Source organism: Actinomadura sp. B10D3 (assembly GCF_039871695.1).
In the GTDB taxonomy this organism is placed as follows: domain Bacteria; phylum Actinomycetota; class Actinomycetes; order Streptosporangiales; family Streptosporangiaceae; genus Spirillospora; species Spirillospora madurae.
The window spans coordinates 303,736-325,092 of sequence record NZ_JBDPLY010000005.1 but is presented as its reverse complement, the minus strand read 5'-3'; the positions used below and the strand labels follow the sequence as shown (position 1 = coordinate 325,092).

At 74.2% G+C, this 21,357-nt stretch carries 21 protein-coding genes; 9 read left to right on the top strand and 12 right to left on the bottom strand.

Going from position 1 to position 21,357, the window contains the following annotated elements; genetic code table 11:
- Window positions 1-3: 3 nt before the first annotated feature.
- Window positions 4-1,842, bottom strand: a complete 1,839-nt coding sequence (locus tag ABGB11_RS12220; protein WP_347631940.1) for an AMP-dependent synthetase/ligase — start codon at window positions 1,840-1,842, stop codon at window positions 4-6.
- A gap of 178 nt (window positions 1,843-2,020) precedes the next feature.
- Here ABGB11_RS12220 and selD point away from each other — a divergent pair, with 178 nt between their 5' ends.
- The gene (gene selD / locus ABGB11_RS12215) at window positions 2,021-3,013 is read left to right on the top strand and encodes a selenide, water dikinase SelD (protein WP_347631938.1); all 993 of its coding nucleotides are present in this window, start codon (window positions 2,021-2,023) and stop codon (window positions 3,011-3,013) included.
- Between the two features lie 80 nt (window positions 3,014-3,093).
- Window positions 3,094-3,366, top strand: a complete 273-nt coding sequence (locus tag ABGB11_RS12210) for a GlsB/YeaQ/YmgE family stress response membrane protein (protein WP_347631936.1) — start codon at window positions 3,094-3,096, stop codon at window positions 3,364-3,366.
- Between the two features lie 28 nt (window positions 3,367-3,394).
- Here the strand turns inward: ABGB11_RS12210 and ABGB11_RS12205 are convergent, their stop codons facing one another.
- Window positions 3,395-5,275: a propionyl-CoA synthetase gene (locus tag ABGB11_RS12205; RefSeq protein ID WP_347631934.1), complete on the bottom strand. Its 1,881-nt coding sequence runs from the start codon at window positions 5,273-5,275 to the stop codon at window positions 3,395-3,397.
- A gap of 116 nt (window positions 5,276-5,391) precedes the next feature.
- Entirely contained in the window at window positions 5,392-6,822 is a 1,431-nt protein-coding gene (locus ABGB11_RS12200; protein ID WP_347631932.1) for an MFS transporter, read from the bottom strand.
- Between the two features lie 291 nt (window positions 6,823-7,113).
- On the opposite strand from ABGB11_RS12200, the gene ABGB11_RS12195 reads away from it, so the two are divergent.
- Window positions 7,114-8,871, top strand: a complete 1,758-nt coding sequence (locus ABGB11_RS12195; RefSeq protein WP_347631930.1) for a SelB C-terminal domain-containing protein — start codon at window positions 7,114-7,116, stop codon at window positions 8,869-8,871.
- 121 nt (window positions 8,872-8,992) lie between these two features.
- Window positions 8,993-10,186, top strand: a complete 1,194-nt coding sequence (locus ABGB11_RS12190; RefSeq protein WP_347631928.1) for an RtcB family protein — start codon at window positions 8,993-8,995, stop codon at window positions 10,184-10,186.
- Here the strand turns inward: ABGB11_RS12190 and ABGB11_RS12185 are convergent.
- From ABGB11_RS12185 to ABGB11_RS12175, 3 genes are read right to left on the bottom strand one after another with little or no spacing between them, the layout of a single operon-like run.
- The gene (locus ABGB11_RS12185; RefSeq protein WP_347631926.1) at window positions 10,183-10,323 is read right to left on the bottom strand and encodes a hypothetical protein; all 141 of its coding nucleotides are present in this window, start codon (window positions 10,321-10,323) and stop codon (window positions 10,183-10,185) included. The two genes, ABGB11_RS12190 and ABGB11_RS12185, sit on opposite strands and share 4 nt — an antisense overlap.
- A complete protein-coding gene (locus tag ABGB11_RS12180; protein WP_347631924.1) occupies window positions 10,320-10,844 on the bottom strand; it encodes a response regulator in 525 nt (174 codons plus the stop codon). The genes ABGB11_RS12185 and ABGB11_RS12180 overlap by 4 nt, the downstream gene beginning before the upstream one ends.
- A gap of 47 nt (window positions 10,845-10,891) precedes the next feature.
- Entirely contained in the window at window positions 10,892-11,698 is an 807-nt protein-coding gene (locus ABGB11_RS12175) for a lysophospholipase (protein WP_347631922.1), read from the bottom strand.
- Between the two features lie 143 nt (window positions 11,699-11,841).
- On the opposite strand from ABGB11_RS12175, the gene moaA reads away from it, so the two are divergent.
- Genes moaA through ABGB11_RS12160 form a run of 3 tightly spaced genes read left to right on the top strand, consistent with a single transcriptional unit; the run spans window position 11,842 to window position 13,726 of the window.
- Entirely contained in the window at window positions 11,842-12,831 is a 990-nt protein-coding gene (moaA, locus tag ABGB11_RS12170; RefSeq protein ID WP_347631920.1) for a GTP 3',8-cyclase MoaA, read from the top strand.
- Window positions 12,832-12,837: 6 nt separating this feature from the next.
- Window positions 12,838-13,404, top strand: coding sequence for a molybdenum cofactor guanylyltransferase (locus tag ABGB11_RS12165; protein WP_347631918.1), 567 nt, complete (start codon window positions 12,838-12,840; stop codon window positions 13,402-13,404).
- A 49-nt stretch (window positions 13,405-13,453) separates the two neighbouring features.
- Window positions 13,454-13,726, top strand: coding sequence for a DUF6457 domain-containing protein (locus ABGB11_RS12160; protein ID WP_347631916.1), 273 nt, complete (start codon window positions 13,454-13,456; stop codon window positions 13,724-13,726).
- Here ABGB11_RS12160 and ABGB11_RS12155 read toward each other — a convergent pair.
- Window positions 13,723-13,965, bottom strand: a complete 243-nt coding sequence (locus tag ABGB11_RS12155) for a hypothetical protein (RefSeq protein WP_347631914.1) — start codon at window positions 13,963-13,965, stop codon at window positions 13,723-13,725. The two genes, ABGB11_RS12160 and ABGB11_RS12155, sit on opposite strands and share 4 nt — an antisense overlap.
- Before the next feature lie 82 nt (window positions 13,966-14,047).
- Between ABGB11_RS12155 and ABGB11_RS12150 the strand changes: the two genes are divergently transcribed.
- Entirely contained in the window at window positions 14,048-15,544 is a 1,497-nt protein-coding gene (locus ABGB11_RS12150) for a DHA2 family efflux MFS transporter permease subunit (RefSeq protein ID WP_347631912.1), read from the top strand.
- Here the strand turns inward: ABGB11_RS12150 and ABGB11_RS12145 are convergent.
- Together ABGB11_RS12145 and ABGB11_RS12140 are read right to left on the bottom strand one after the other, a co-directional pair.
- On the bottom strand, window positions 15,473-16,783 hold the full coding sequence (locus ABGB11_RS12145) for an NAD(P)/FAD-dependent oxidoreductase (protein WP_347631910.1): 1,311 nt from the start codon (window positions 16,781-16,783) through the stop codon (window positions 15,473-15,475). The genes ABGB11_RS12150 and ABGB11_RS12145 overlap by 72 nt on opposite strands.
- A complete protein-coding gene (locus ABGB11_RS12140) occupies window positions 16,773-17,573 on the bottom strand; it encodes a tryptophan 2,3-dioxygenase family protein (RefSeq protein WP_347631909.1) in 801 nt (266 codons plus the stop codon). The genes ABGB11_RS12145 and ABGB11_RS12140 overlap by 11 nt, the downstream gene beginning before the upstream one ends.
- A gap of 145 nt (window positions 17,574-17,718) precedes the next feature.
- Here ABGB11_RS12140 and ABGB11_RS12135 point away from each other — a divergent pair, with 145 nt between their 5' ends.
- Entirely contained in the window at window positions 17,719-18,822 is a 1,104-nt protein-coding gene (locus ABGB11_RS12135; protein WP_347631907.1) for an alpha/beta hydrolase, read from the top strand.
- Here the strand turns inward: ABGB11_RS12135 and ABGB11_RS12130 are convergent.
- The 3 genes from ABGB11_RS12130 to ABGB11_RS12120 are packed head-to-tail and all read right to left on the bottom strand — an operon-like array spanning window position 18,819 to window position 21,305.
- A complete protein-coding gene (locus ABGB11_RS12130) occupies window positions 18,819-19,208 on the bottom strand; it encodes a zinc ribbon domain-containing protein (protein ID WP_347631905.1) in 390 nt (129 codons plus the stop codon). The genes ABGB11_RS12135 and ABGB11_RS12130 overlap by 4 nt on opposite strands.
- Window positions 19,209-19,215: 7 nt before the next feature.
- Complete coding sequence (locus ABGB11_RS12125; protein ID WP_347631903.1) at window positions 19,216-20,487, bottom strand: hydroxyacid-oxoacid transhydrogenase; 1,272 nt, start codon at window positions 20,485-20,487, stop codon at window positions 19,216-19,218.
- 8 nt (window positions 20,488-20,495) lie between these two features.
- Window positions 20,496-21,305 (bottom strand): N-acyl homoserine lactonase family protein, encoded by an 810-nt coding sequence (locus ABGB11_RS12120; protein ID WP_347631901.1) that lies wholly within the window; start codon window positions 21,303-21,305, stop codon window positions 20,496-20,498.
- Window positions 21,306-21,357 lie beyond the last annotated feature (52 nt).

Genomic DNA, 21,357 nt, shown 5'->3' with positions numbered 1-21,357 from the left:
ATCTTAGTCGGTGTAGAGCCCGTCGATGTCGGCGGAGTACTTGGTGTGCACGACGCGGCGCTTCAGCTTGAGGGTGGGGGTCAGCTCCTCGCTCTCGGCGGTCCACTCGGCGGGGAGCAGCCGCCACTTCTTGACCTGCTGCACGCGGGCGAGGCGGCCGTTGGCGTCGTCGACGGCCCTGGCGACCTCCTCCAGGACGAGCGGGTGCGCGGCCAGGGCGGCGAGGTCGGTGGTGTCGATGCCGCGGGCGGCGGCCCACACGGGGGCGACCTCGCCGTCGAGGGTGATGAGGGCGACGACGTAGGGGCGGCGGTCGCCGAAGGCGAGGGCCTGGCCGACGAGGGGGTGCTCCTTGAGGTGGTTCTCGATCAGGGACGGGGCGATGTTCTCGCCGCCGGCGGTGATGATCAGCTCCTTCTTACGGTCGACGACGGTGAGGAAGCCGTCGTCGTCCAGGCGGCCCACGTCGCCGGTGTGCACCCAGCCGTCCGCGTCGATGAGGTCGGCGGTCGCGTCCGGGCGGTGCAGGTAGCCCGGGGTGCAGGTGGCGCCCCGGACGAGGATCTCGCCGTCGCCGGCGAGCTTCAGCTCGACGCCGGGGAAGGGGCGGCCGACGGTGCCGAGCTTGAAGGAGCCGGCGAGGTTGGCGGTGATGGCGCCGGTGGTCTCGGTCATCCCGTAGGCGTCGAAGATCTTCAGACCGAGGCCGGCGAAGAAGCGGGCCACCTCGACCGGCAGCGGCGCGGCGGCGCTGGAGGCCTGCCGGACGCGGTCCAGGCCGAGCAGGGCGCGCATCGGGGTGAGGACGGCCCGGTCGGCGGCCTCGAACGCGGCGGTGACCTCCGGGGTGAGGGTGCCGCCGTACTCCTGGGCGGTGACGTAGGCGCGGCCCGCCTCGAGGGCCTGGGCGACGGCGCGCTTCTTCTCCTCGTCCCGCTCGGCGGACAGCACGGCCTGGATCCCGGCCATGATCTTCTCCCAGACGCGCGGGACGCCGAAGAAGGAGTGCGGTCGCACCTCGCCGAGCACGGCGGTCAGCTGGGCGGGATCGGGGCAGAAGTGGACGTGGGAGGCCAGCCGGATCGGCAGGTAGTAGCTGAGGACGCGGTCGGCGATGTGCGCGAACGGCAGGTAGGAGACGCCGGCCGGGTGTTCGGGCAGGACGGAGGTGCTCCGCACCATCTCCGCCTCGTGCAGCACCATCGAGTGGGTGATCAGGACGCCCTTGGGGTCGCCGGTGGTGCCGGAGGTGTAGAGGAGCGTGACGGTGTCGGTGGGCTTGACGGCACGCCGGCGCCGGTCGATCTCGTCCGGGTCCGCGGCGAGGCGCTCGCGGCCGAGCTCGGTGAGGGCGTCCCAGGACAGGTAGCGGTCGCCGGCCGGGCAGGCGCCCGCGTCCACCACGATGACCTTGCGCAGGTCGGGCAGGCGGTCGAGGACGGGCTGCCAGCGGTCCAGCTGGTCCTTGCCGTCCAGGACGGCGTACCGGGCCGCGCAGTGGCCCGCGACGAAGGCGACCTGGTCGGGCGCGAGGGTCGCGTAGACGGTGGTCGGGACGCCGCCGGCGTGGACGGCGCCGAGGTCGGCCAGGACGTGCTCGGACCGGTTCGGCATCATCAGCGCGACGACCTCGCCCGGCTCCAGCCCGAGGGCGGCGAAGCCGGCGGCCGTCTCCAGCGCGCGGCGCCGGGTGTCGGCCCAGGTGAGGGTCGTCCATCCGCCGTCGGCGCGGTCGGAGTAGGCGGGCCTGGCGCCGTGCCGCTCGGCGGTCTCGGCCAGGACCGTGCAGACGGTGCTCCCCGCGAGGGCCCGGTCGAGTCCGGGCCGTTCCTGGATCCCCATGTCGCCCCTTGAAAGTAAGTGATGACTTGCAGAGGGGAGATCGCATCATGCCGAACGTTGTTCGGACAAGGGTTTCGCGGATTTCCGTGCTGGTCGGGCCGGGTGTTCGGCCCACCGTGACCGCCCCCGTACTGTCCGTTTGTTGATCATTTGCGGTAGTTGTGCGTTAAATCTTGCGGTGACCCGACTCGCCCCTGTCGCCCGCCTGACGCAGTACGCGCACGGCGGCGGCGGCGCGTGCAAGATCCCGCCGGGGGAACTGGAGCGGGTCGTGGCCGGGCTCACCGGCGGGGACGACGCCCTGCTCGTCGGCGGCCCGGACGGCGACGACGCGGCCGTGCTGCGGATCGAGGGCGGCCGGGCCGTGGTGTCCACCGCCGACTTCTTCACCCCGGTCGTCGACGACGCCTACGACTGGGGCCGCATCGCCGCGGCCAACGCGCTCTCCGACGTCTACGCGGTCGGCGGCGAGCCGCTGATGGCCCTCAACCTGCTGGGCTGGCCGTCCGACGCCCTGCCCGCCGAGCTGGCCCGCGAGGTGCTGCGCGGCGGGCGCGACATGGCGGCCCTCGCCGGGTGCGCGATCACCGGCGGGCACAGCATCGACGACCCCGAGCCGAAGTACGGGCTGGCGGTGACCGGCATCGCCGATCCGGACCGGCTGCTGCGGCTGGACGCGGGCCGCCCCGGCCTCCCCCTGACGCTGACCAAGCCGCTCGGCGTCGGCGTCCTCAACGCCCGGCACAAGGCGACCGGCGAGGTGTTCCCCCACGCGGTCGACGCGATGACGGAGCTGAACGCTGAGGCCGGGCTGGCCGCCCTCGAACGCGGCGCCGCCTGCGCCACCGACGTCTCCGGTTTCGGGCTGCTCGGCCACCTGTACAAGCTGGCGCGGGCGAGCGGCGTGACGGCCGTGGTCGACGCCTCCGCCGTCCCGTATCTGGACGGCGCGCGGGCCGCGGTGCGCGACGGGTTCGTCCCCGGCGGCACCCGGCGCAACCTGGCGTGGGTGTCCCCGCACTCCGACTTCCGCCGCATCGCCGAGGAGGAGCGGCTGCTCCTCGCCGACGCCCAGACCTCCGGCGGGCTGCTGGTCGCCGGGGAGATCCCGGGCGCGCCGGTCGTCGGCGAGCTGGTCGGCCGGGGGCGGCACACCCTCGTCATCCGCTGACCGCGGCCGGGTGTTCCGGACACCAGGTCAGGGGTAGGGACCTGTGAAGGGACGGGACGGGGGAAGTAAAAGGTGCACTGATGACCATCGGGGGGCTCGCCGCCGCCGTCGTCGTGGGCGCGGCGATCGGCGCGCTCGCGCGGCTGCTCGTGCCGGGCCGGCCCGGCATGCCGGTCTGGCTGCTGATGGCCGCGGGCGTCGTCGCGGCGTTCGCCGGGACGGGCCTGTCGCACCTGACCGGCCTGTCGGAGGACGGCTGGAACCTCTGGGAGGCCTTCCTGCAGATCCTCCTCGCGGCCGTCGGCGTGTCCCTGGTGGCGATCGTCTGGCCCGAACGGACCCACCACCCCTAGGATCCCGCCGCCCCCGGCGGTGGCGCCGTCAGGCCTTCCGGAGGACGGGGCGCAGGTCGTCCAGCACGTCCGGGTCCTCGATCGTGGAGGGGACCGCCACCTCCTGCCCGTCCGCGATGCCGCGCATCACCCCGCGCAGGATCTTGCCCGACCGGGTCTTGGGCAGGGCGGGCACGACGGAGATCTCCTTGAGGGCGGCGACCGGCCCGACCTGGTCGCGCACCATCTTCACCAGTTCGGCCGACAGCTCGCCCGGCTCGGCCAGCACTCCGCTCTTGAGGACGACGAGGCCGCGCGGCACCTGCCCCTTGAGCTGGTCGTGCACGCCGATGACCGCGCACTCGGCGACCGCCGGGTGGGAGGAGATGACCTCCTCCATCGTCCCGGTGGACAGCCGGTGCCCCGCCACGTTGATCACGTCATCGGTGCGGCCCATCACCCACACGTAGCCGTCCTCGTCGATGTGCCCGCCGTCGCCGGTGAGGTAGTGCCCCGGGTACTTCGTCAGGTACGACTCGACGAACCGCTCGTCGTCCTGCCACAGCGTGGGCAGCGTGCCGGGCGGCAGCGGCAGCCGGATCGCGATGTCGCCGTCCGCGCCGGACGGGACCGACGACCCGTCCGGCGCGAGCACCCGCACGTCGTAGCCCGGCACCGGGACCGATGGCGAGCCCGCCTTGACCGGCATCGGCTCCAGCCCCCGCAGGTTCGCCACGATCGGCCAGCCGGTCTCGGTTTGCCACCAGTGGTCGATGACGGGGCGGTCCAGGACGCGCGACGCCCACCGGTAGGTGTCGGGGTCGAGCCGCTCCCCGGCGAGGAACAGCGTGTCCAGCGCGGACAGGTCGTACCCGGCGAGCAGCGCGCCCTCCGGGTCCTCCTTCTTGATCGCCCGGATCGCGGTCGGCGCGGCGAACAGCACCTTCACCCGGTGCTGCGCGGCCACGCGCCAGAAGGCGCCCGCGTCGGGCGTGCCCACCGGCTTGCCCTCGTAGAGGACGGTGGTGCAGCCGGTGAGCAGCGGCGCGTACACGATGTAGGAGTGCCCGACGACCCAGCCCACGTCGGACGCCGCCCAGAACACGTCTCCGGGGCCGACGTCGAACACGTTCTCCATCGACCAGCGCAGCGCGACCGCGTGCCCGCCGTTGTCGCGGACGACGCCCTTCGGCCGCCCGGTCGTCCCGGACGTGTACAGGATGTAGAGGGGGTCGGTGGCGGCGACCGGCACGCACTCGGCCGGCCCGGCGGCCGCGACCGCCTCGTCCCACTCCACGTCGCGGGGCCGGACGAGATCGGCGTGCAGCTGCTCGCGCTGCCGGATCACGCACCGCTCCACCTTGTGGCGGGCGAGCTCCAGCGCCTGGTCCAGCAGCGGCTTGTAGGGGACGATCCGGCCGGCCTCGATCCCGCAGGACGCCGACACGACCGCCTTGGGCCGCGCGTCGTCGATGCGGACGGCCAGCTCCTTCGCCGCGAACCCGCCGAAGACCACCGAGTGCACCGCGCCGAGCCGCGCGCACGCCAGCATCGCGATGACCGCCTCGGGCACCATCGGCAGGTAGATGACCACCCGGTCGCCGCGGTCGACGCCCTGCGCGCGCAGCGCCCCGGCGAACCGGGCGACGAGGCCGGTCAGCTCCCGGTAGGTGTAGGTCCGCACGGTCCCGGTGACCGGGCTGTCGTAGATCAGCGCGGCCTGCTCGCCGCGGCCCTCCTCGACATGCCGGTCGAGGGCGTTGTCGCAGGTGTTGAGCTCACCGCCGGTGAACCACCGGTAGAACGGCGGCGCCCCGTCGTCCAGGACCCGGTCGGGCGGGACGAGCCAGCGGACGTCCCGCGCGGCCAGCCCCCAGAAGCGGGTCGGATCGGCGATGCTGCGTTCGTACGCGGCCGCGTAGGCGCCCATGTCGTCCTCCCGGTGCCGGGTCCTCGCCCGAGTGTGCCCTTGAGGCCCCAATCGGTGATTCGGGCCGCACACCTATAGGGCATGGCGCGGGCCCGGTTCGTCAAGGGCCCGCGCCGTCACCCCGGGTGACGCAGGGCGTGCCCGACGGCGATGAGCGCGGCCGCGGCGGCGCCCGCGGCGACGATCCAGAAGCACGTCTCGTACGCGCCGAGCGTCGGCGCGCCGGAGCCGGCGACGACCCGCCCGGCCAGAATCGACGCGGTGGCGGCGCCGGCGATGCTGCCGCCGGTGGTGCGCACGAGCGAGTTGATCCCGCTGGCGATGCCGCTCTGGTCCATCGGGACGTGCCGGACGGCGAGCGTGCCGAGCGCCGCGTAGGCGATCCCGAACCCGATGCCCTGGATGGAGCTGAAGGCGAGCATGTCGTACGGATGGGAGTTCGACACCGCGAGCCAGACGTAGCACAGCCCGGCGAAGGCGGACCCGGTGGCGAGCGTGTAGGCGGTGCCGATCCGGGCGGCGATCCGGCCGGCCATCGCCGAGAAGACGAGCATGGTCGCGGTGCTCGGCAGCATGTAGAGGCCGACGTCCAGGACCGAGCCGTCCAGCCCGTACCCGAGCTCCGCGGACGGCGCCTGCACGAACCCGGCGATCAGCGTGAACGCGGCGAACATCGAGAAGCCGAGGAGCGCCGAGACGACGTTGGCCGACAGCGACCGCTTGCCGACCAGCAGGTTCAGCCGGACCAGCGGCGCGCGGACGCGCAGCTCGATCACCACCCACGCCGCGCACAGCGCGGCGGCGGCCCCGAACAGGCCGAGGACCCGGCCGGACGTCCAGCCCCACGCGTTGCCCTGGCTGATGCCGAGCAGCAGCGCGGCCAGCCACACGGCGAGGATCGCCGCGCCCGCGACGTCGGGCCGCCCGCCCGCGCGGACGCCGACGTCCCGGGCCGTCACCGCGACCAGCACGAGCACCGCGCCGGCCAGCGCGGCGGCGATCCAGAACACCGGGTGGTGGCTGGAGGTGCGGGTCGCGATCAGCCCGGTCACGATCATGCCGGCGCTGCCGCCGACGCCCATGGTGGCGCTGACGATGCCGATCGCCGTGGTGACGCGCTCCGCCGGGAACGTGTCCCTGATCATGCCGATCGACAGCGGGACCAGCGCGGCGGACACCCCCTGCAGGGCCCGCCCGCCGACCAGCACCGGCAGCGAACCGGACACCGCGCACAGCACCGAGCCGGCCAGCAGCAGGACGAGGGTCAGCAGGACCATCCGCTTCTTGCCGTACATGTCGCCGAACCGCGTCAGCAGCGGGGTCGCGACCGCGCCGGCCAGCAGCGAGGCGGTGAACACCCAGGTCACCGCGGTGATCGAGGCGTCGAAGATCTGCATGAGCCGCGGCAGCAGCGGCAGCACGAGGGTCTGCTGCACCGACACGACCATCCCGGCCGCGGCCAGCGCGAGGAGCGTGAGCCCGGTGTGCCGGGCGTCGGCGGGCGGGCGCCCGGTCTCCTCGCGCACCTTGGCCGGGGCGCCGGTCATGCGAACCTCCCGCGTCGGCCGGTCGCCGGGGGCCGGCGCGGCATTTTCCATTTACTTAGCGAACTTAAGTGTACGGTGGCTGCGGTTATTCCCCGCCATGTCACCCCAGGGGAGCGGGGGAGGAATCGCAGGTGGAATGCGGCCCGCTCGCGTGTCCGGTTTTGGCGCGCGGCCCCGGCATCCATAGGGTTGCCTTCCGTGGACCTTCGTCTGCGCGGCCCCCGTCGTTCGTCCCCCCGGCACGGCTCGTCCTCGTGACGCCTGCCGCGGTCAGGTCCGGAAAGGACGCTGATGCAGGTCGTCTCCACCGCCGGTCACGGTGGGCACGGGAAGTCGGCGCTCGTGCGCGCCCTCACCGGTACGGAGCCCGGTGAACCGGGCGCCTGGACCGAGCTGCCCTCCGGGCGGCGGGTGGCCTTCGTCGACGTGCCGGGAGACGAGCGGTCCGTCCCGGCCATGCTCGCCGGGTCCGCCCCGGCGCCCGCCGTCCTGCTGGCCGTGGCCGCCGACGAGGGGTGGATGCCGCAGACCGCCGAGCACCTGGAGGCCCTCGGCGCGCTCGGGATCCGCTCCGGCGTCCTCGCGGTCACCAAGGCCGACGCCGCCGACCCCAAGCTCGCGCTGCGCCTGGTCCGCGACAAGCTCGCCGGCACCGCGCTGCGCGGCATGGAGGCCGTCCCCGTCAGCACCGTCACCGGCGCGGGGATCGAGGAGCTGACCGCCGCGCTCGACCGCCTCGCCGGCCGGCTTCCCGTCCCCGACGCGGACGCCCCGGTGCGGCTGTGGGCCGATCGGGCGTTCACCGCCGGGCGGCAGACCGTCGTCACCGGCACCCTCGCCGCCGGGACGATCAGCGTGGGGGACGAGCTGCTCCTCATGCCCGCCGGCGAGCGCGTCCGGGTGCGGACGATCGGCTGCGCGGGCGAGCCCCGCGCGTCGGTCGGCGGCGTCTCGCGCGTCGTGCTCACCCTGCGTGACGCGGGCCGCGTGGAGGCCGGCATGGCCCTGGTCACCCCGGGCGCGTGGACCCACACCACCTGCGTCGACGTGCGCACCAGGTTCGGCGAGGCGTCCGGCCGCCTGGCCCGGCGGATGACCCTGCACCTCGGGGCGGCCGCCATCCCGGTCGGGCTGCGCCCCCTCGGCCCCGACACCGCCCGCCTGACCCTGAACACCCGGGTCGCCCTGCACCTCGGCGACACCGGCGTCCTGCGCGACCCCGAGCGCCGCTCCATCGCCGGGGTGAGCGTCCTCGACGTCCGGCCGCCGACGCTCGTGCGGCGCGGCGCCGGGGCGGCCCGCGCGCGGGAGCTGGCCTCCTGGCCCGACCGCCCGGACGGCACGATCGTGCTCCGGCGGCACGGCGTGCTCCGCCGGTCGGAGCTGTCCCTGATGGGCTGCGCGCCGCCGGACGACGCGGTCGCGCTGAACGGCGAGTGGGTCGCCGACCCCGCGCACTGGGAGTCGCTGTTCGAGCGGCTCGCCGAGGAGGCCTCCCGGCACGCCGCCGCGAGCCCGCGGGCCCCGGGCATCCCGCTGGAGACCGTCCGGCTCCGCCTCGGGCTCCCGGCTCGGCAGCTCGTCACCGCCCTGGTCCGGCCGCCGCTGCGGCTGGACGCCGGGCGCGTCTACGGCCCCGTCCCGCCGCCGGCGCCCGATCCGGCACCGGAGCCGCCGCCCACCGCGATCGCCGCGACGCCCCCGCCGCCCTGGGCGGCGGGCGTGGAGCGCCTGCGCGCCGACCTCGCGGGCTCCCCGTTCGACCCGCCGCCCCCCGCGCGCCTCGGCGAGCTCGGCCTCACCGGCGAGGTGCTCGCCGCGGCGGAGCGCGCCGGCGCCGTCGTGCGCATCGAGGACGAGGACGGCGACATCGTGCTGCTCCCGGGCGCCGACCGGGAGGCGCTGCGCGTCCTGACCGGCCTGCCCCAGCCGTTCACGCCCGCGCAGGCCGGGGAGGCCCTGGCGACGAGCCGCCGGGTCGCCGTGGCCCTGCTGCGCCACCTGGACCGGCTCGGCCTCACCGAACGGCGCCGCACCGAGCGGTCGTGAAGCGGGCGGTCGTGAAGCGGGCGGTCATGAACCGTGCGGGGGCGGGAAAACCGGTTGAACCGCGATCGGTGGTTCTGGCGTCATAGATCACGGTTCGGATCCCCGTCGACGAAGGAGTGGCATGCCGTACCAGACTCTGAAGGGCGGCCGTGTCCCCATCCGGATGTGGACCGACCCCGACACCGTCGAAGACCTCGCCCTCGACCAGCTCCGCAACGTCTCCTCCCTTCCGTGGGTGGAGGGGCTCGCGGTGATGCCCGACGTCCACTACGGCAAGGGCGCCACCGTCGGCTCGGTGATCGCGATGAAGGACGCGGTGTCGCCCGCGGCCGTCGGCGTCGACATCGGCTGCGGCATGACCGCCGCCAAGTCGTCGCTCACCGTCGAGGACATGCCGGACGACCTGGCCGGGCTGCGCAGCCGCCTGGAGAAGGCGATCCCGGTCGGGCGCGGCTCCCACAAGCAGGCCGTCGACCCGTCCGCGCTGCCGAACCTGAAGGAGCGCGGCTGGTACGACTTCTGGAAGTCCTTCGACGACCTGCACCCGGCGGTGCGGTCGCGCCTCGGCCGCGCGCGGTCCCAGATGGGCACCCTCGGCGGCGGGAACCACTTCCTGGAGCTGTGCGCGGACGACGAGGGCGCGATCTGGCTGGTGCTGCACTCCGGCTCGCGCAACATCGGCAACGAGCTGGCCGAGCAGCACATCGAGGCCGCCCGGAGGCTCCCGCACAACCAGGACCTCCCGGACAACGACCTGGCGGTGTTCCTGACCGGGACGGCCAAGATGGACGCCTACCGGCACGACCTGTTCTGGGCCCAGGAGTACGCGCGCCGCAACCGCGCCGTCATGATGGCGCTCGCGCAGAACGTCGTGACGCGGCGGTTCGGCGAGAAGCGCTGCAAGTGGCAGCAGGTCATCTCCTGCCACCACAACTACGTGGCCGAGGAGGAGTACGGCGGCGTCGAGCTCCTGGTCACCCGCAAGGGCGCGATCCGCGCCGGCCGCGGCGACCTCGGGATCATCCCGGGGTCCATGGCGACCGGCACCTACATCGTCCGCGGGCTCGGCAACGACGGGGCGTACAACTCCGCCTCGCACGGCGCGGGCCGCCGGATGAGCCGCAACAAGGCCCGCAAGAGCTTCACCGTCGAGGACCTCGTCGAGCAGACCCGGGGCGTCGAGTGCCGCAAGGACAGCGGCGTCATCGACGAGATCCCGGGCGCCTACAAGGACCTGGAGACGGTGATCGAGGCGCAGTCCGACCTCGTGGAGGTCGTCGCCCACCTGCGCCAGCTCATCTGCGTGAAGGGCTAGGGACCGGGCGGGGTGCGCAGCACGTAGCCGACGCCGCGGACGGTGTGGATGAGCCCCGGGTCGGGCGTGTCGACCTTGCGGCGCAGCACGGCGCGGATGCGGGCGACCAGCTCCACCAGGTCGAACGGCTTGGTCACGTAGTCGTCGCCCCCCCGGCCGTCAGGCCGCGCACCTTGTCGGCCGGGGCGTCCCGCGCGGTGACGAACAGCACCGGCACCGGACCGCCGCGCTCCCGCAGCCGGGCGATCACCGAGAAGCCGTCGAGGTCGGGCAGCATCACGTCCAGCAGGACCAGGTCGGGCCGGACGCGGGCCGCCGCGGCCACCGCCTCCTCGCCGGTGGCCGCGGCGGTGAGCCCGGCGGCGCGAGGTCCGGGACGCTCGGCGCGCGGCGCCGCCACCACGACGCTGCCGCCGGCCGGGACGACCTCGCGCGGGATCGGCACCGCCACGGCCCGCCACCCGCCGCCGCGCACGCCGGGCGCGTCGAACGGCCGTCCGGCGCGGCGGGCGACCTCCGCCGCGTCCAGCCGGGGCAGCCGCGGGCCCGCGCGCTCACCGCTCCCCCGGCGGTACACCACCTGGGCGATCCGGCCGGTCTGGTACCGGCCGAGCGCGCCGATCATGACGGTCGACCCGAGGGCCGGCCCGGCGGCCACCAGCGCCGTCGTGATGACCAGCAGCCGGGTCCGCAGCGAGACGCAGGTCAGCCGAGGACGCGGTCGATGAACGCGGTGACGTCGGCGAGGACCTCGTCGCGGTTGGTCTCGTTGAACACCTCGTGGCGGGCGGCCGGATAGAGGCGCTCGGTGAGGTCGTCCCCGCGGACGGCCTCGATGCCGGTCCGGGTGTCCTGCGGGCGGACGAGCTCGTCGGCGTCGCCGTGGACGTAGAAGGTCGGCAGCGCGCCGAGGGAGCCGTGCTCGTTGATGCGCCGGAGGGCGGTGTCGAGCGCCTGGACCGTCGTCTTCTTGAACGGGCCGTGCCAGATGAGCGGGTCCTCGGTGTAGGCCTTGCCGACGGCCGGGTCGCGCGACAGCGTGGACGTGTCGATCGGCTCGTCGGGCATCTCCTGCAGCGGCAGCAACTGCTCCGCGACGTGCCACCGGCCGAGGACGGGCCCCGACAGCATGAGCGCGGCGAGGACGTCGCCGTGCAGCTGGGCGTGGCGGGTGGCGATCAGCCCGCCCATCGAGTGGCCGATCAGGACGACGGGCAGGCCGGGATGGTCGGCGAGGGCCGCCTCGACGGTGGTGTGCAGGTCGGCGACGACGTCCTCGAAGTCCTCGATCAGGACGCGCTCGCCGGCCGAGCGGCCGTGCCCCATGTGGTCGGGCCCGCACACCACGGCCCCGTGCCGGACGAGGACGTCCGCGACGTGGTCGTACCGGCCGAGGTGCTCGCCGTAGCCGTGTGCGAGCACCGCGATGTAGCGCGGCTCGCCGTCCGCCCAGCTGCGGACGGTGATCGCGCCCTGCGTCCCGGCGAACTCCCACTCCCGCGACGTCGTCACTCCGGCCTCCCTCTCGCTCGACGGAACGTAACGGTCTCTCGCGATGGGACGGATCGTCAACCACCGCAATAGGGTGGAGTGACAGACCGCAATCCACCGGCGGCTCGCGAGCCGGGCCCGCCGGGCATCAGGAAGGGGCGCCCGTGCTGGTCGACACCTTCGGCCGTACCGCTACGGACCTGCGGGTCTCCCTCACCGACCGGTGCAACCTGCGGTGCGCGTACTGCATGCCGCCGGAGGGGCTGGACTGGCTGCCGAAGCCGGAACTGCTCACCGACGACGAGGTCGTCCGGCTGGTCGGCCTCGCCGTGCGCGACCTCGGTGTCACCGAGGTCCGCTACACCGGCGGCGAGCCGCTGCTGCGCCGCGGCCTCGCCGACATCGTGCGCAGGACGGCGGAGCCGGCTCCGCGCCCGCAGATCTCGCTGACCACCAACGGGATCGGGCTCGACCGGCTGGCCGCGCCGCTGGCCGAGGCCGGCCTCGACCGCGTCAACGTCTCCCTCGACACCCTCGACCGCGAGACGTTCCGGCGGCTCGCCCACCGCGACCGGCTGGAGGACGTGCTGCGCGGGCTCGCGGCGGCGCGGGCCGCCGGGCTGGAACCCGTGAAGATCAACACGGTGCTGATGCGCGGGATCAACGACGGCGAGGCCGTCCCGCTGCTGCGGTACTGCCTGGAGCACGGCTACCGGCTGCGGTTCATCGAGCAGATGCCGCTGGACGCCCAGCACGGCTGGACCCGCAAGGACATGATCACCGCGGACGAGATCCTGGACCGGCTGTCCGCCGAGTTCGACCTGGCCCCCGACACCGCGCACGACCGCGGCAGCGCCCCCGCCGAGTCGTTCCTGATCGGCGGCGGCCCGGAGACCGTCGGCGTGATCGGCTCGGTGACCCGGCCGTTCTGCGGCGCCTGCGACCGGGTGCGGCTGACCGCCGACGGGCAGATCCGCAACTGCCTGTTCGCCACCGAGGAGTCGAACCTGCGGGACGCGATGCGCGACGGCGCCACCGACGCCGAGCTGGCCGAGCGCTGGCGCAAGGCGGTCTGGGCGAAGCGCGCCGGGCACGGCATCGACGACCCGTCGTTCCTGCAGCCCGCGCGGCCGATGTCCGCGATCGGCGGCTGACCGCCGGTGCGCGCCGGTCCGGAGTTCGACGCCGTGCTGCTGGCCGGCGGGCGGGCGCGGCGGTTCGGGGCCGACAAGCCCGCCGCCACCGTGGGCGGGCGCGCGCTGATCGAATGGACGGCCGCCGCCGTCGCCGGGGCGGTCCGGCTGGTCGTGGTGGGGCCGCCGCGGGACGTGCTGCCCGACGCGGTCGTCGTCCGCGAGGACCCGCCCGGCGCCGGGCCGGTGCCCGCGCTGCGCGCCGGGCTCGCGCGGGTGCGGGCGCCGAGGGTGGCGCTGCTTGCCGCCGACCTGCCGTTCCTGCGTCCCGTCCACATCGCCCGGCTCCTCGACGCGATGGGGGAGCGGCCCGGGGCGGTGCTCGTGGACGAGGCGGGCCGCGCGCAGTGGCTCGCCGGCTGCTGGCGCACCGCCGCCCTGCGCGCCGCGCTGGACGGCCACGACGGCGCCGCGCTGCGCGGTCTGCTCGGCCCGCTGGAGCCGGCGCCGGTGGCGCTGCCGGCCGGTGCCCGCCCCCCCTGGTACGACTGCGACACCCCCGAGGAGCTGGCCGCCGCCGGGCGGCTGCTTTGATGGTGCGAGAGTGGGCAGGTCACCAGGACCACGCGCGAAGGGGGAACCCATGCCGGTGCTCGACGACTGGATCAACGCCGCCTGCCGCGAACTCGGCCTGGAGCGCGGCGACATCGACCAGGGCCTCGTCCTGGACCTGGCCCGCGACGTCGCGCACGGGGTCGCGCGGCCCGGCGCGCCGCTGACGGCGTACCTGCTCGGCCTCGCGGTCGGGCGCGGCGCGCCGGCCCGCGATGCCGCCGCCCGGCTGACCGAGATGGCCGAGGGCTGGCAGGCCGAGGTGCCCGCACCGGCGAGCGAGCCCGCGCTGGACGACGCCTAGCCCCGGTCGGCCGGGGCGTCCCGCTCGTCGACGGGCACGACGTCCTTCAGGAAGTCGCGGCGGGACAGGAACGCCGACAGGCTCTCGCGGTGCTCGTCGCAGGCCAGCCAGATCTTCCGCCGGTCCGGCGTGTGGATCTTCGGGTTGTTCCAGCGCAGCGCCCACACGGCGTCGGCGCGGCACCCCTTGGCGGAGCACAGCAGTTCCTCGGGGACGGTCCCCGGAGCGGAGTCGGTCATCCGGCCACTGTGGCACAGGGCGCCGGGGCGGAGCGGTCCAGCCCCGCGTTTCGCCCGGCCCGGCCCCGGATAGGAGGGTCCCGTGCGCACTGCGGCCGAGGAGCGCGGCGAGGAGGGGCGGCGGCGCTGGCGGGCGCTCTCGGTCTGCCTGGTGTCGGCGTTCATGACCCTGCTGGACGTCAGCATCGTCAACGTCGCGCTGCCCTCGATCCGGGCGGGCCTGGACGCGTCCCCGGCGGAGCTGCAGTGGATCGTGTCGGGGTACGCGCTGACGTTCGGGCTCGTCCTCGTCCCGGCCGGGAGGCTCGGCGACGCCCGCAGCCGCCGCGCGGTGTTCATGGCCGGGCTCGCGCTGTTCACGGTGGCGAGCGCGGCGGCGGGCATGGCCCCGACGGTCCTGTTCCTCCTGCTGGCGCGGCTCGTGCAGGGCGTCGCGAGCGGGATCCTCAACCCGCAGGTCGCGGGGCTCATCCAGCAGCTGTTCCAGGGCGCCGAGCGCGGACGCGCCTTCGGCGCCCTCGGCGCGGTGATCGGGATCGCCACGGCCGTGGGCCCGCTGCTCGGCGGCGCGCTGATCGCGTTGTCCGGGCCCGAGGAGGGCTGGCGATGGGTGTTCTACGTCAACATCCCGGTCGGGGTCGCGGCGCTGTTCCTGGCGTGGCGGCTGCTGCCGGCCCCGGTCTACGGGGAGCGGCAGGGCCTGGACCCCCTCGGGGTGGTCCTGCTCGGCGCCGGCGTCTTCTGCGTGCTGCTGCCGCTCGTCCAGGAGCAGCAGTGGAGGACGGGTCTGAAATGGCTGCTGGTCCTCGCGGGCGCCGTCCTGATCGCGGCGTTCGCCGTGTGGGAGCGCCGGGCCGGGGCGCCGATGGTCGACCTCGCGCTGTTCCGGCTCCGCTCCTACACGCTGGGCGCGGCGATCGCCCTGCTGTTCTTCGCCGGGTTCACCGCGGTCTTCTTCATCTTCACCCTCTACCTGCAGAACGGCCTCGGCTACAGCGCGCTCGGGGCGGGCCTCGCGATCACGCCGTTCGCGGTCGGGTCGGGCGCGGCGTCCGCGGCCGGAGGCCGGGTCGTGACGCGCTACGGGCGGTCGCTCGTCGCCGCCGGCCTGTGCCTGGTGCTGGCCGGCCTCGGGGCCGCCTGGGTCGCGGTCGAGCTGGTGCCGGGCGCCGGGGTCGCCTGGGCGACCGCGGCCCCGCTGGCGGTGGCCGGCGTCGGCACCGGCCTCGTCATCTCGCCGAACCAGACGCTGACGCTGTCGCAGGTGGACTCCACCGAGGGCGGCAGCGCGGCGGGCGTCCTGCAGACGGGCCAGCGCGTCGGCACCGCGATGGGCATCGCCGCCGCCGGCTCGGTGTTCTTCGCGACGGTCGCCGCGACGGCCGGGGACTGGGCCGCGGCGTTCCGGCACGGGCTCATCGTCATCCTGGGGTTCGTGCTGGCGGCGCTCGCCGCGGCCGGCGCCGACCTCGCCGCCGGCCGCCGGCAGCGGCGCCGCGACGCCGCGCTACAGACGGCGGCGCAGAGCGCGTGCGCCGAGGCCGATGGCCGCCGCGGCACCGGCGACGGCCGCGGCTAGCACCAGGTTCTGCCGCCTGATCCGGGCCGGGATCTCCGCGTACGGCATCGTCGAGAACGACACCAGCTCGTAGCGGGAGACGTAGCGTCCGGCCAGGCGCCGCTCCAGGGCGTGCGTCGCGGCCTGCTTCGCCCGGTACACCGGGGACGACACCCGGTCGCGCATCTCCACGAAGTTGTCCAGCGCCATCTCGGCGATCGCGTCGGTGTTGGCCTTGCGCCGCTCCTGGTAGAGGGTCAGCGCGCGGGCCCAGTCCCCGCCCGTCTCGGTCAGGCACCGGTCGATCTCGATGCAGTCCTCGAAGGCGCAGTTGGCGCCCTGCCCGAAGAACGGGACGATCGCGTGCGCGGCGTCGCCGAGCAGGGCCACGACCGCGCCGTCCCCGCGCGCCGTCCACGGCCGGCAGCGGACGGTGACCAGCGAGCCGACCGGGTTGCCCGCGTAGTCGTCGACAAGGCCGGGCATCAGGCCGGCCGCGTCCGGATAGTCCCGCTCGAAGCGGGCGGTGACCTTCTCCGGCGTGTCGAGGGCGGCGAGGTCGTCCTTCGGCCAGAACAGCGTGCAGGTGAACGACCGGTCGAGGTTCGGCAGCGCGATCATCATCGAGGTGCCGCGGGGCCAGATGTGCAGCGCGTCGGGGTCGAGGGCGAACCCGCCGTCCTGCGTCGGCGGGATGGTCAGCTCCTTGTACCCGTGTTCCAGGAAGTCGGCGTCCTCGCCCAGCTCGAGGGACCGGCGGACCGCGCTGTAGGCGCCGTCCCCGGCGAGGACGACGCCGGCGGGCTCGGCGTCGCCGCCCTCCAGTAGGACGGCCCCGGCCGCGGTGTCCACGCCCGTGACGCGCTGGGAGAACCGGAGCGTGACCCCCGGGGTCGCCTCGGCGGTGTCCAGCAGCGACCGGTTGAGCTCGGCGCGGCTGATGGAGTTGATAGCGCGTTCGCCGTCCGCGCTGTAGGGCTGGAAGTTCGGCGTCCCGCCCAGGGGGTGGACCATCCGCCCGTGCATGGGCAGCGCCTGCTTGAGCGACCGCTCGCGCAGGCCGACCTGCTCCAGCGCGGCGAGCCCGCGGGCCGAGATCGCCAGGTTGATCGAGCGGCCGCGCTCGGCGCCCGCGGCGCGCGGGTCGGGGCGCCGCTCGTACACCGTCACCGGGATGCCGCGGCGGCCGAGGAGCACCGCGAGCAGGCAGCCCGCGAGGCCCGCGCCGACGATCGCGACCCGGTCCCGGTCACCCGCCATTGACCGGGGCCTCCTCGGTCTGCGAGCGGACCTCCCACAGGTCCGGGAACGCGGGGGCGAACAGGGTGCTTCGCAGGTAGTCGGCGCCGGCCGACCCGCCCGTGCCGATCTTCGCGCCGATCGTGCGCTCCACCATCTTCAGGTGGCGGTACCGCCACTCCTGGATTCCCTCGTCGACGTCGACCAGCGCCTCGCACACCTCGGCGGCCGGCCCGGACTCGTCGGCGTAGACGGCGAGGAGCACCTTCTGGACGCCGGGGTGCGGCTCCCACTGCCGGGAGACGTCGCGGTCGAGCGCCTCCCTGGGGACGGGCAGCCCGCGCCCGGCGAGGTAGCGCAGCAGCGAGTCGAAGAGCGACGGGCGGGCGACGGCCGCCTGGAGGCGCTCGTCCCCGCGCAGGTCCGAGGCGGGGAACCCGCGCCGGCCGAGCACCGCCTCGATCTCGCGGAACTGCTCGCTCTGGAAGCCGCTGGAGCTGCCGAGGGCGTCGCGGAAGGCGGCGAACTGCCGGGGCGTCATGGTCTCCAGGACGTCGAGCTGGCCGACCACGGTCTTGAGGATCTTGGCGATGCGGCGCGCGGTGTGCAGCGACCCTCCGCTGTTGCCCTCCTCCAGCCGGCGCTGGAGCAGCGCGGCCTCGTGCAGGATCTGCTTGAACCACAGCTCGTAGACCTGGTGGATGATCACGAAGAGCAGCTCGTCGTGGGCCCGGGTCTTCGGTTCCTGGCAGGACAGGAGCTCGTCGAGCTTCAGGTAGCCGCCGTACGTCATCGTCGGCGAATCCGCCATCACGCCTCCTTGCGACACAACGGATGTGGTCCGCAGCATATGGGATCGTTCCGCCCATCCAAGGGACGGGAGGTCCTCGGCCGCCCATTCCAGGCACCCCCTACGATCAGAACGCGATTCGGTGTCGGGTTCCGGGAGGTACGGGATGGGCGGGATCGTCAGGGAGTTCGTGGGGCTGCCGTCGCCCGTGGCCGGGCGGGCGGGCGCGGGCGGCCACCCGTGCCAGGGCGTCTACCACCGCCCGGCGGGCGCCCCGCCGAAGACCGCGTTCATCGCGACCCACTACAACGTCGACTTCTCCGAGCACTACCTCGCCGAGCACCTCGCCGCCCGCGGGTACGGCTTCCTCGGCTGGAACACCCGCTTCCGCGGCAACGAGGCCTACTTCCTCCTCGACCACGCCCTCGCCGAGATCGGCACCGGCGTCCGCTGGCTCCGCGAGCAGGCCGGCGCCGAGCGGATCGTCCTGCTGGGCAACTCCGGCGGCGGGTCGCTCATGGCCGCCTACCAGTCCCAGGCGGTCCTGCCCAATGTCACGCCCGTCGCCGGAATGCGCCCGGCCCCCGCCATCGAGGACCTCCCCGTCGGCGACCTGTTCATCGCCCTCGCCGCCCACGCCGGCCGCCCCGAGGTCCTCACCGCGTGGATGGACCCCTCGGTGACCGACGAGACCGACCCCCTGTCGGCCGACCCGTCCCTCGACCCGTTCGACCCCGCGAACGGGCCGCCCTACGGCGCGGAGTTCCAGGCCCGCTACCGCGCCGCCCAGCGCGCCCGCAACGAGCGCATCACCGACCGGGTCCTCGCCCGCCTGGACGCCCTCACGGGCACCCGCGCCCGCGACGAGCTGTTCACCGTCCACCGCACCTGGGCCGACCTGCGGATGATGGACCCGTCCATCGAGCCGTCCGACCGCGAAGCCGATCGGTGCTACCTGGGCGAGCCGGTCAAGGCCAACTACGGCGTCCTCGGCATCGGCTCCCTCTGCACGCTCCGCTCGTGGCTGTCGATGTGGAGCCTGCGCACGTCGCAGTGCTCCGCCGCGCCGCACCTCGCGCGGATCACCGTGCCGTCCCTGGTCGTCCACGCCACCGCCGACGAGGGCGTCTACGACAGCGACGCGCGCGCGATCTTCGACGCCCTCGGCACATCCGACAAGACGCTCGACTTCATCGAGGACACCCACTACCTGCCGCGCTCGCGGCCCTGGGCCGCCGACCTCATTGACGCCTGGGTCCGCGACCACTAGGCGGGCTTCTCCGGACCACCCGGCCCCGGGCCCGGACGCGGGCGCGGGTCCCCGGCCCGGAGCGGCGCGTGCTCGTAGCGGCCCTCGTGGGCGAGGACCGGCCGCCGGTCGCCGGCCAGCTCGGGGTGCCGCTCCTCCAGCGCGCGCCGCTCCTGCGCCGTCCGCCGCAGCTCGGTGACGTACGCGCGGTCGCCCTCGCGGGTGCCGCGCCACGTCTGCGGCATCATCTCCTGCGGCGGCGGGACGGACGCCGTCCCGAGCAGCCCGCACCGCGCCGGGACCTTCGCCGTCGCCGCCCCGCACGCGCAGGCCGGCAGCGGCGCGGTGAACGACTGGATCACCTCGAACCGGTGGCCGGCCTCGCACCGCAGCTCGTAGATCGGCATGCCCGCCTCACCACAGCCGCAGGGAGCGCTTGAAGATCTCCGCCACCGCGTCCTCGTTCACCGGGCGCGGCGAGGTCGCCAGCAGCCGCTGCTGCTTCATCGTGCCCTCCACCAGGCCGGGGATGTCGCCCTCGGCGTAGCCGACGCCGCCGATCCCGTCCGGGATGCCGATGTCGCGCATCAGGTTCAGCACCGCCAGCGGCAGGTGCTCGGCCGGGTCGTTCGGCCGGTCCAGGCGCGGGTCGAGCAGCTCGGCGGCCCGCACGTGCCGCTCCGGGCGCGCCTGGTAGGTGAACCGGAACGCCTCCGGCGCGGTCAGCGACACCGACATCCCGTGCGGGACCAGCGCCTCCCCGTCCGGGTAGCCGGCGGGGTGGAAGTCCTTCACCATCCCGGCGATGGGGTAGGCGTTGGCGTGCGGGATGTGGACCCCGGCGTTGCCGAAGCCGAGCCCCGCGAACGTCGCCGCGAGCGCCATGTCGGCGCGGGCCTGCCGGTCGTCGCCGTCCTGGACGGCCCTGCGGAACGACCGGGACAGCAGGCTCAGCGACTTCTCCGCCCACATGTCCGATACCGGGTTGGCGCCGCAGTACGGCACCCGCTGCTCGGGCTGCTTGCGCTCGAAGTCGTCGAAGGGGCGGGCGGTGTAGCTCTCCAAGGCGTGGCAGAGGATGTCCATCCCGGCGGACGCGGTCACGCCGGACGGCTGCGACATCGTCAGCTCGGGGTCGACCACCGCGAGCGTCGGCCGCATCCGCGGGTGGCTGATGCCCGTCTTGACCCGCAGATCCAGGACGTCCAGGACGCACACGGTCGTGCTCTCCGCGCCGGTCCCGGTCGTGGTGGGGACGGCGACCAGCGGCAGCAGGGGTCGCTCCGGCGCCCGCCCGCCCCCGATCGGCGGGTTCAGGTACTCGGCGAGGTCGCCCTCGTTCGTCGTGAGCAGGTTAATCGCCTTGGCGGTGTCGATGCTCGATCCGCCGCCGACGGCCACGTAGGCGTCGTAGGGCCCGGTCTCCCGCGCGTGCTCGACGGCCTGCCGCAGGCTCGCGTCCGTCGGCTCCACGCGGACGCCGTCGAAGACCGCCGCCTCGACGCCGTACGCCTTCATCGCGTCGGCGATCCGCTGCGGGCCGCCCGTCGCGGCGACGCCGGGGTCGGTCACCACGAGCACCCGGCGCGCCCCCAGCTGCGCGAGGTCGAAGCCGAGCTCGTCGGCCGCTCCCTCGCCGAACTTCAGCTGGGGCGCTCCGTAGGTGAAGACCGTTTCGTTCGTCATGACCGTCCTCAGGTGTAGAAGGCGTCGGGCGCCTGCCGCAGCGAGTCCATTTGCTGCGCGTCGTGCCCGAACACCACCGTCGCATCGCTCTTCTCCGCGATTCCCCGGATCTTCTCCACCGATGCGTACCAATCGCCAAGATCGCTGACAATCGCGGCGGGCGTCGCGGGCGGGCCGTAGGAGTCGCCGAGGTAGACCGCGTCCGACGTGAAGATCATCGTGCCGGTGTCGGGGAGGTCGACCTTCATCGCCATCGTGCCGGGGGTGTGGCCCGGCGCCTCGATGAGGGTGACGCCCGGCAGGAACTCGGTGTCGCCGGAGACGGTCTCGAAGTCCAGGCCCCCGTAGTCGGCCTTGAGGTGCGCGCCCTCGAACTCGCCCTCGAACCCGAACGCGAAGTCCTTCTCCTTCTGGTTGCACACCAGCCGCGCGCCGGTCCCCGCGAACTGCCGGACGTTCCCCGCGTGGTCGAAGTGCAGGTGCGACAGCACGACGAAGTCGAGGTTCTCCGGGCTCACGCCCACCTGGCCGAGCCGCCGGTCGAGGTACTGCTCCTCCTCGACCTGGTCGTAGGGGAAGAACTCCTGCAGGCCGCTCGGCTCCCAGCGGGTCTCCCAGTCGCGGGGGCAGCTGGTGTCCCACAGCAGCGTGCCCTCCGGGGTCTCCACGAGGACGGCGTGGGTGGTGCAGCGCACCCATTCGCTCGGTGCGCCCTTCTCGCCGCGCGGCCGGATGGTCCGTCCCGCCTTCAGCAGGAGCCACGTCAGGTCGCAGCTCATCGCCCCGCAGTCGAGCACATGCAGCCTCGTCGCCGCCATCACGTCACCTCCGCGAGTCCGGTACCTCTCCACCGTGACATCGCCGTCCGAT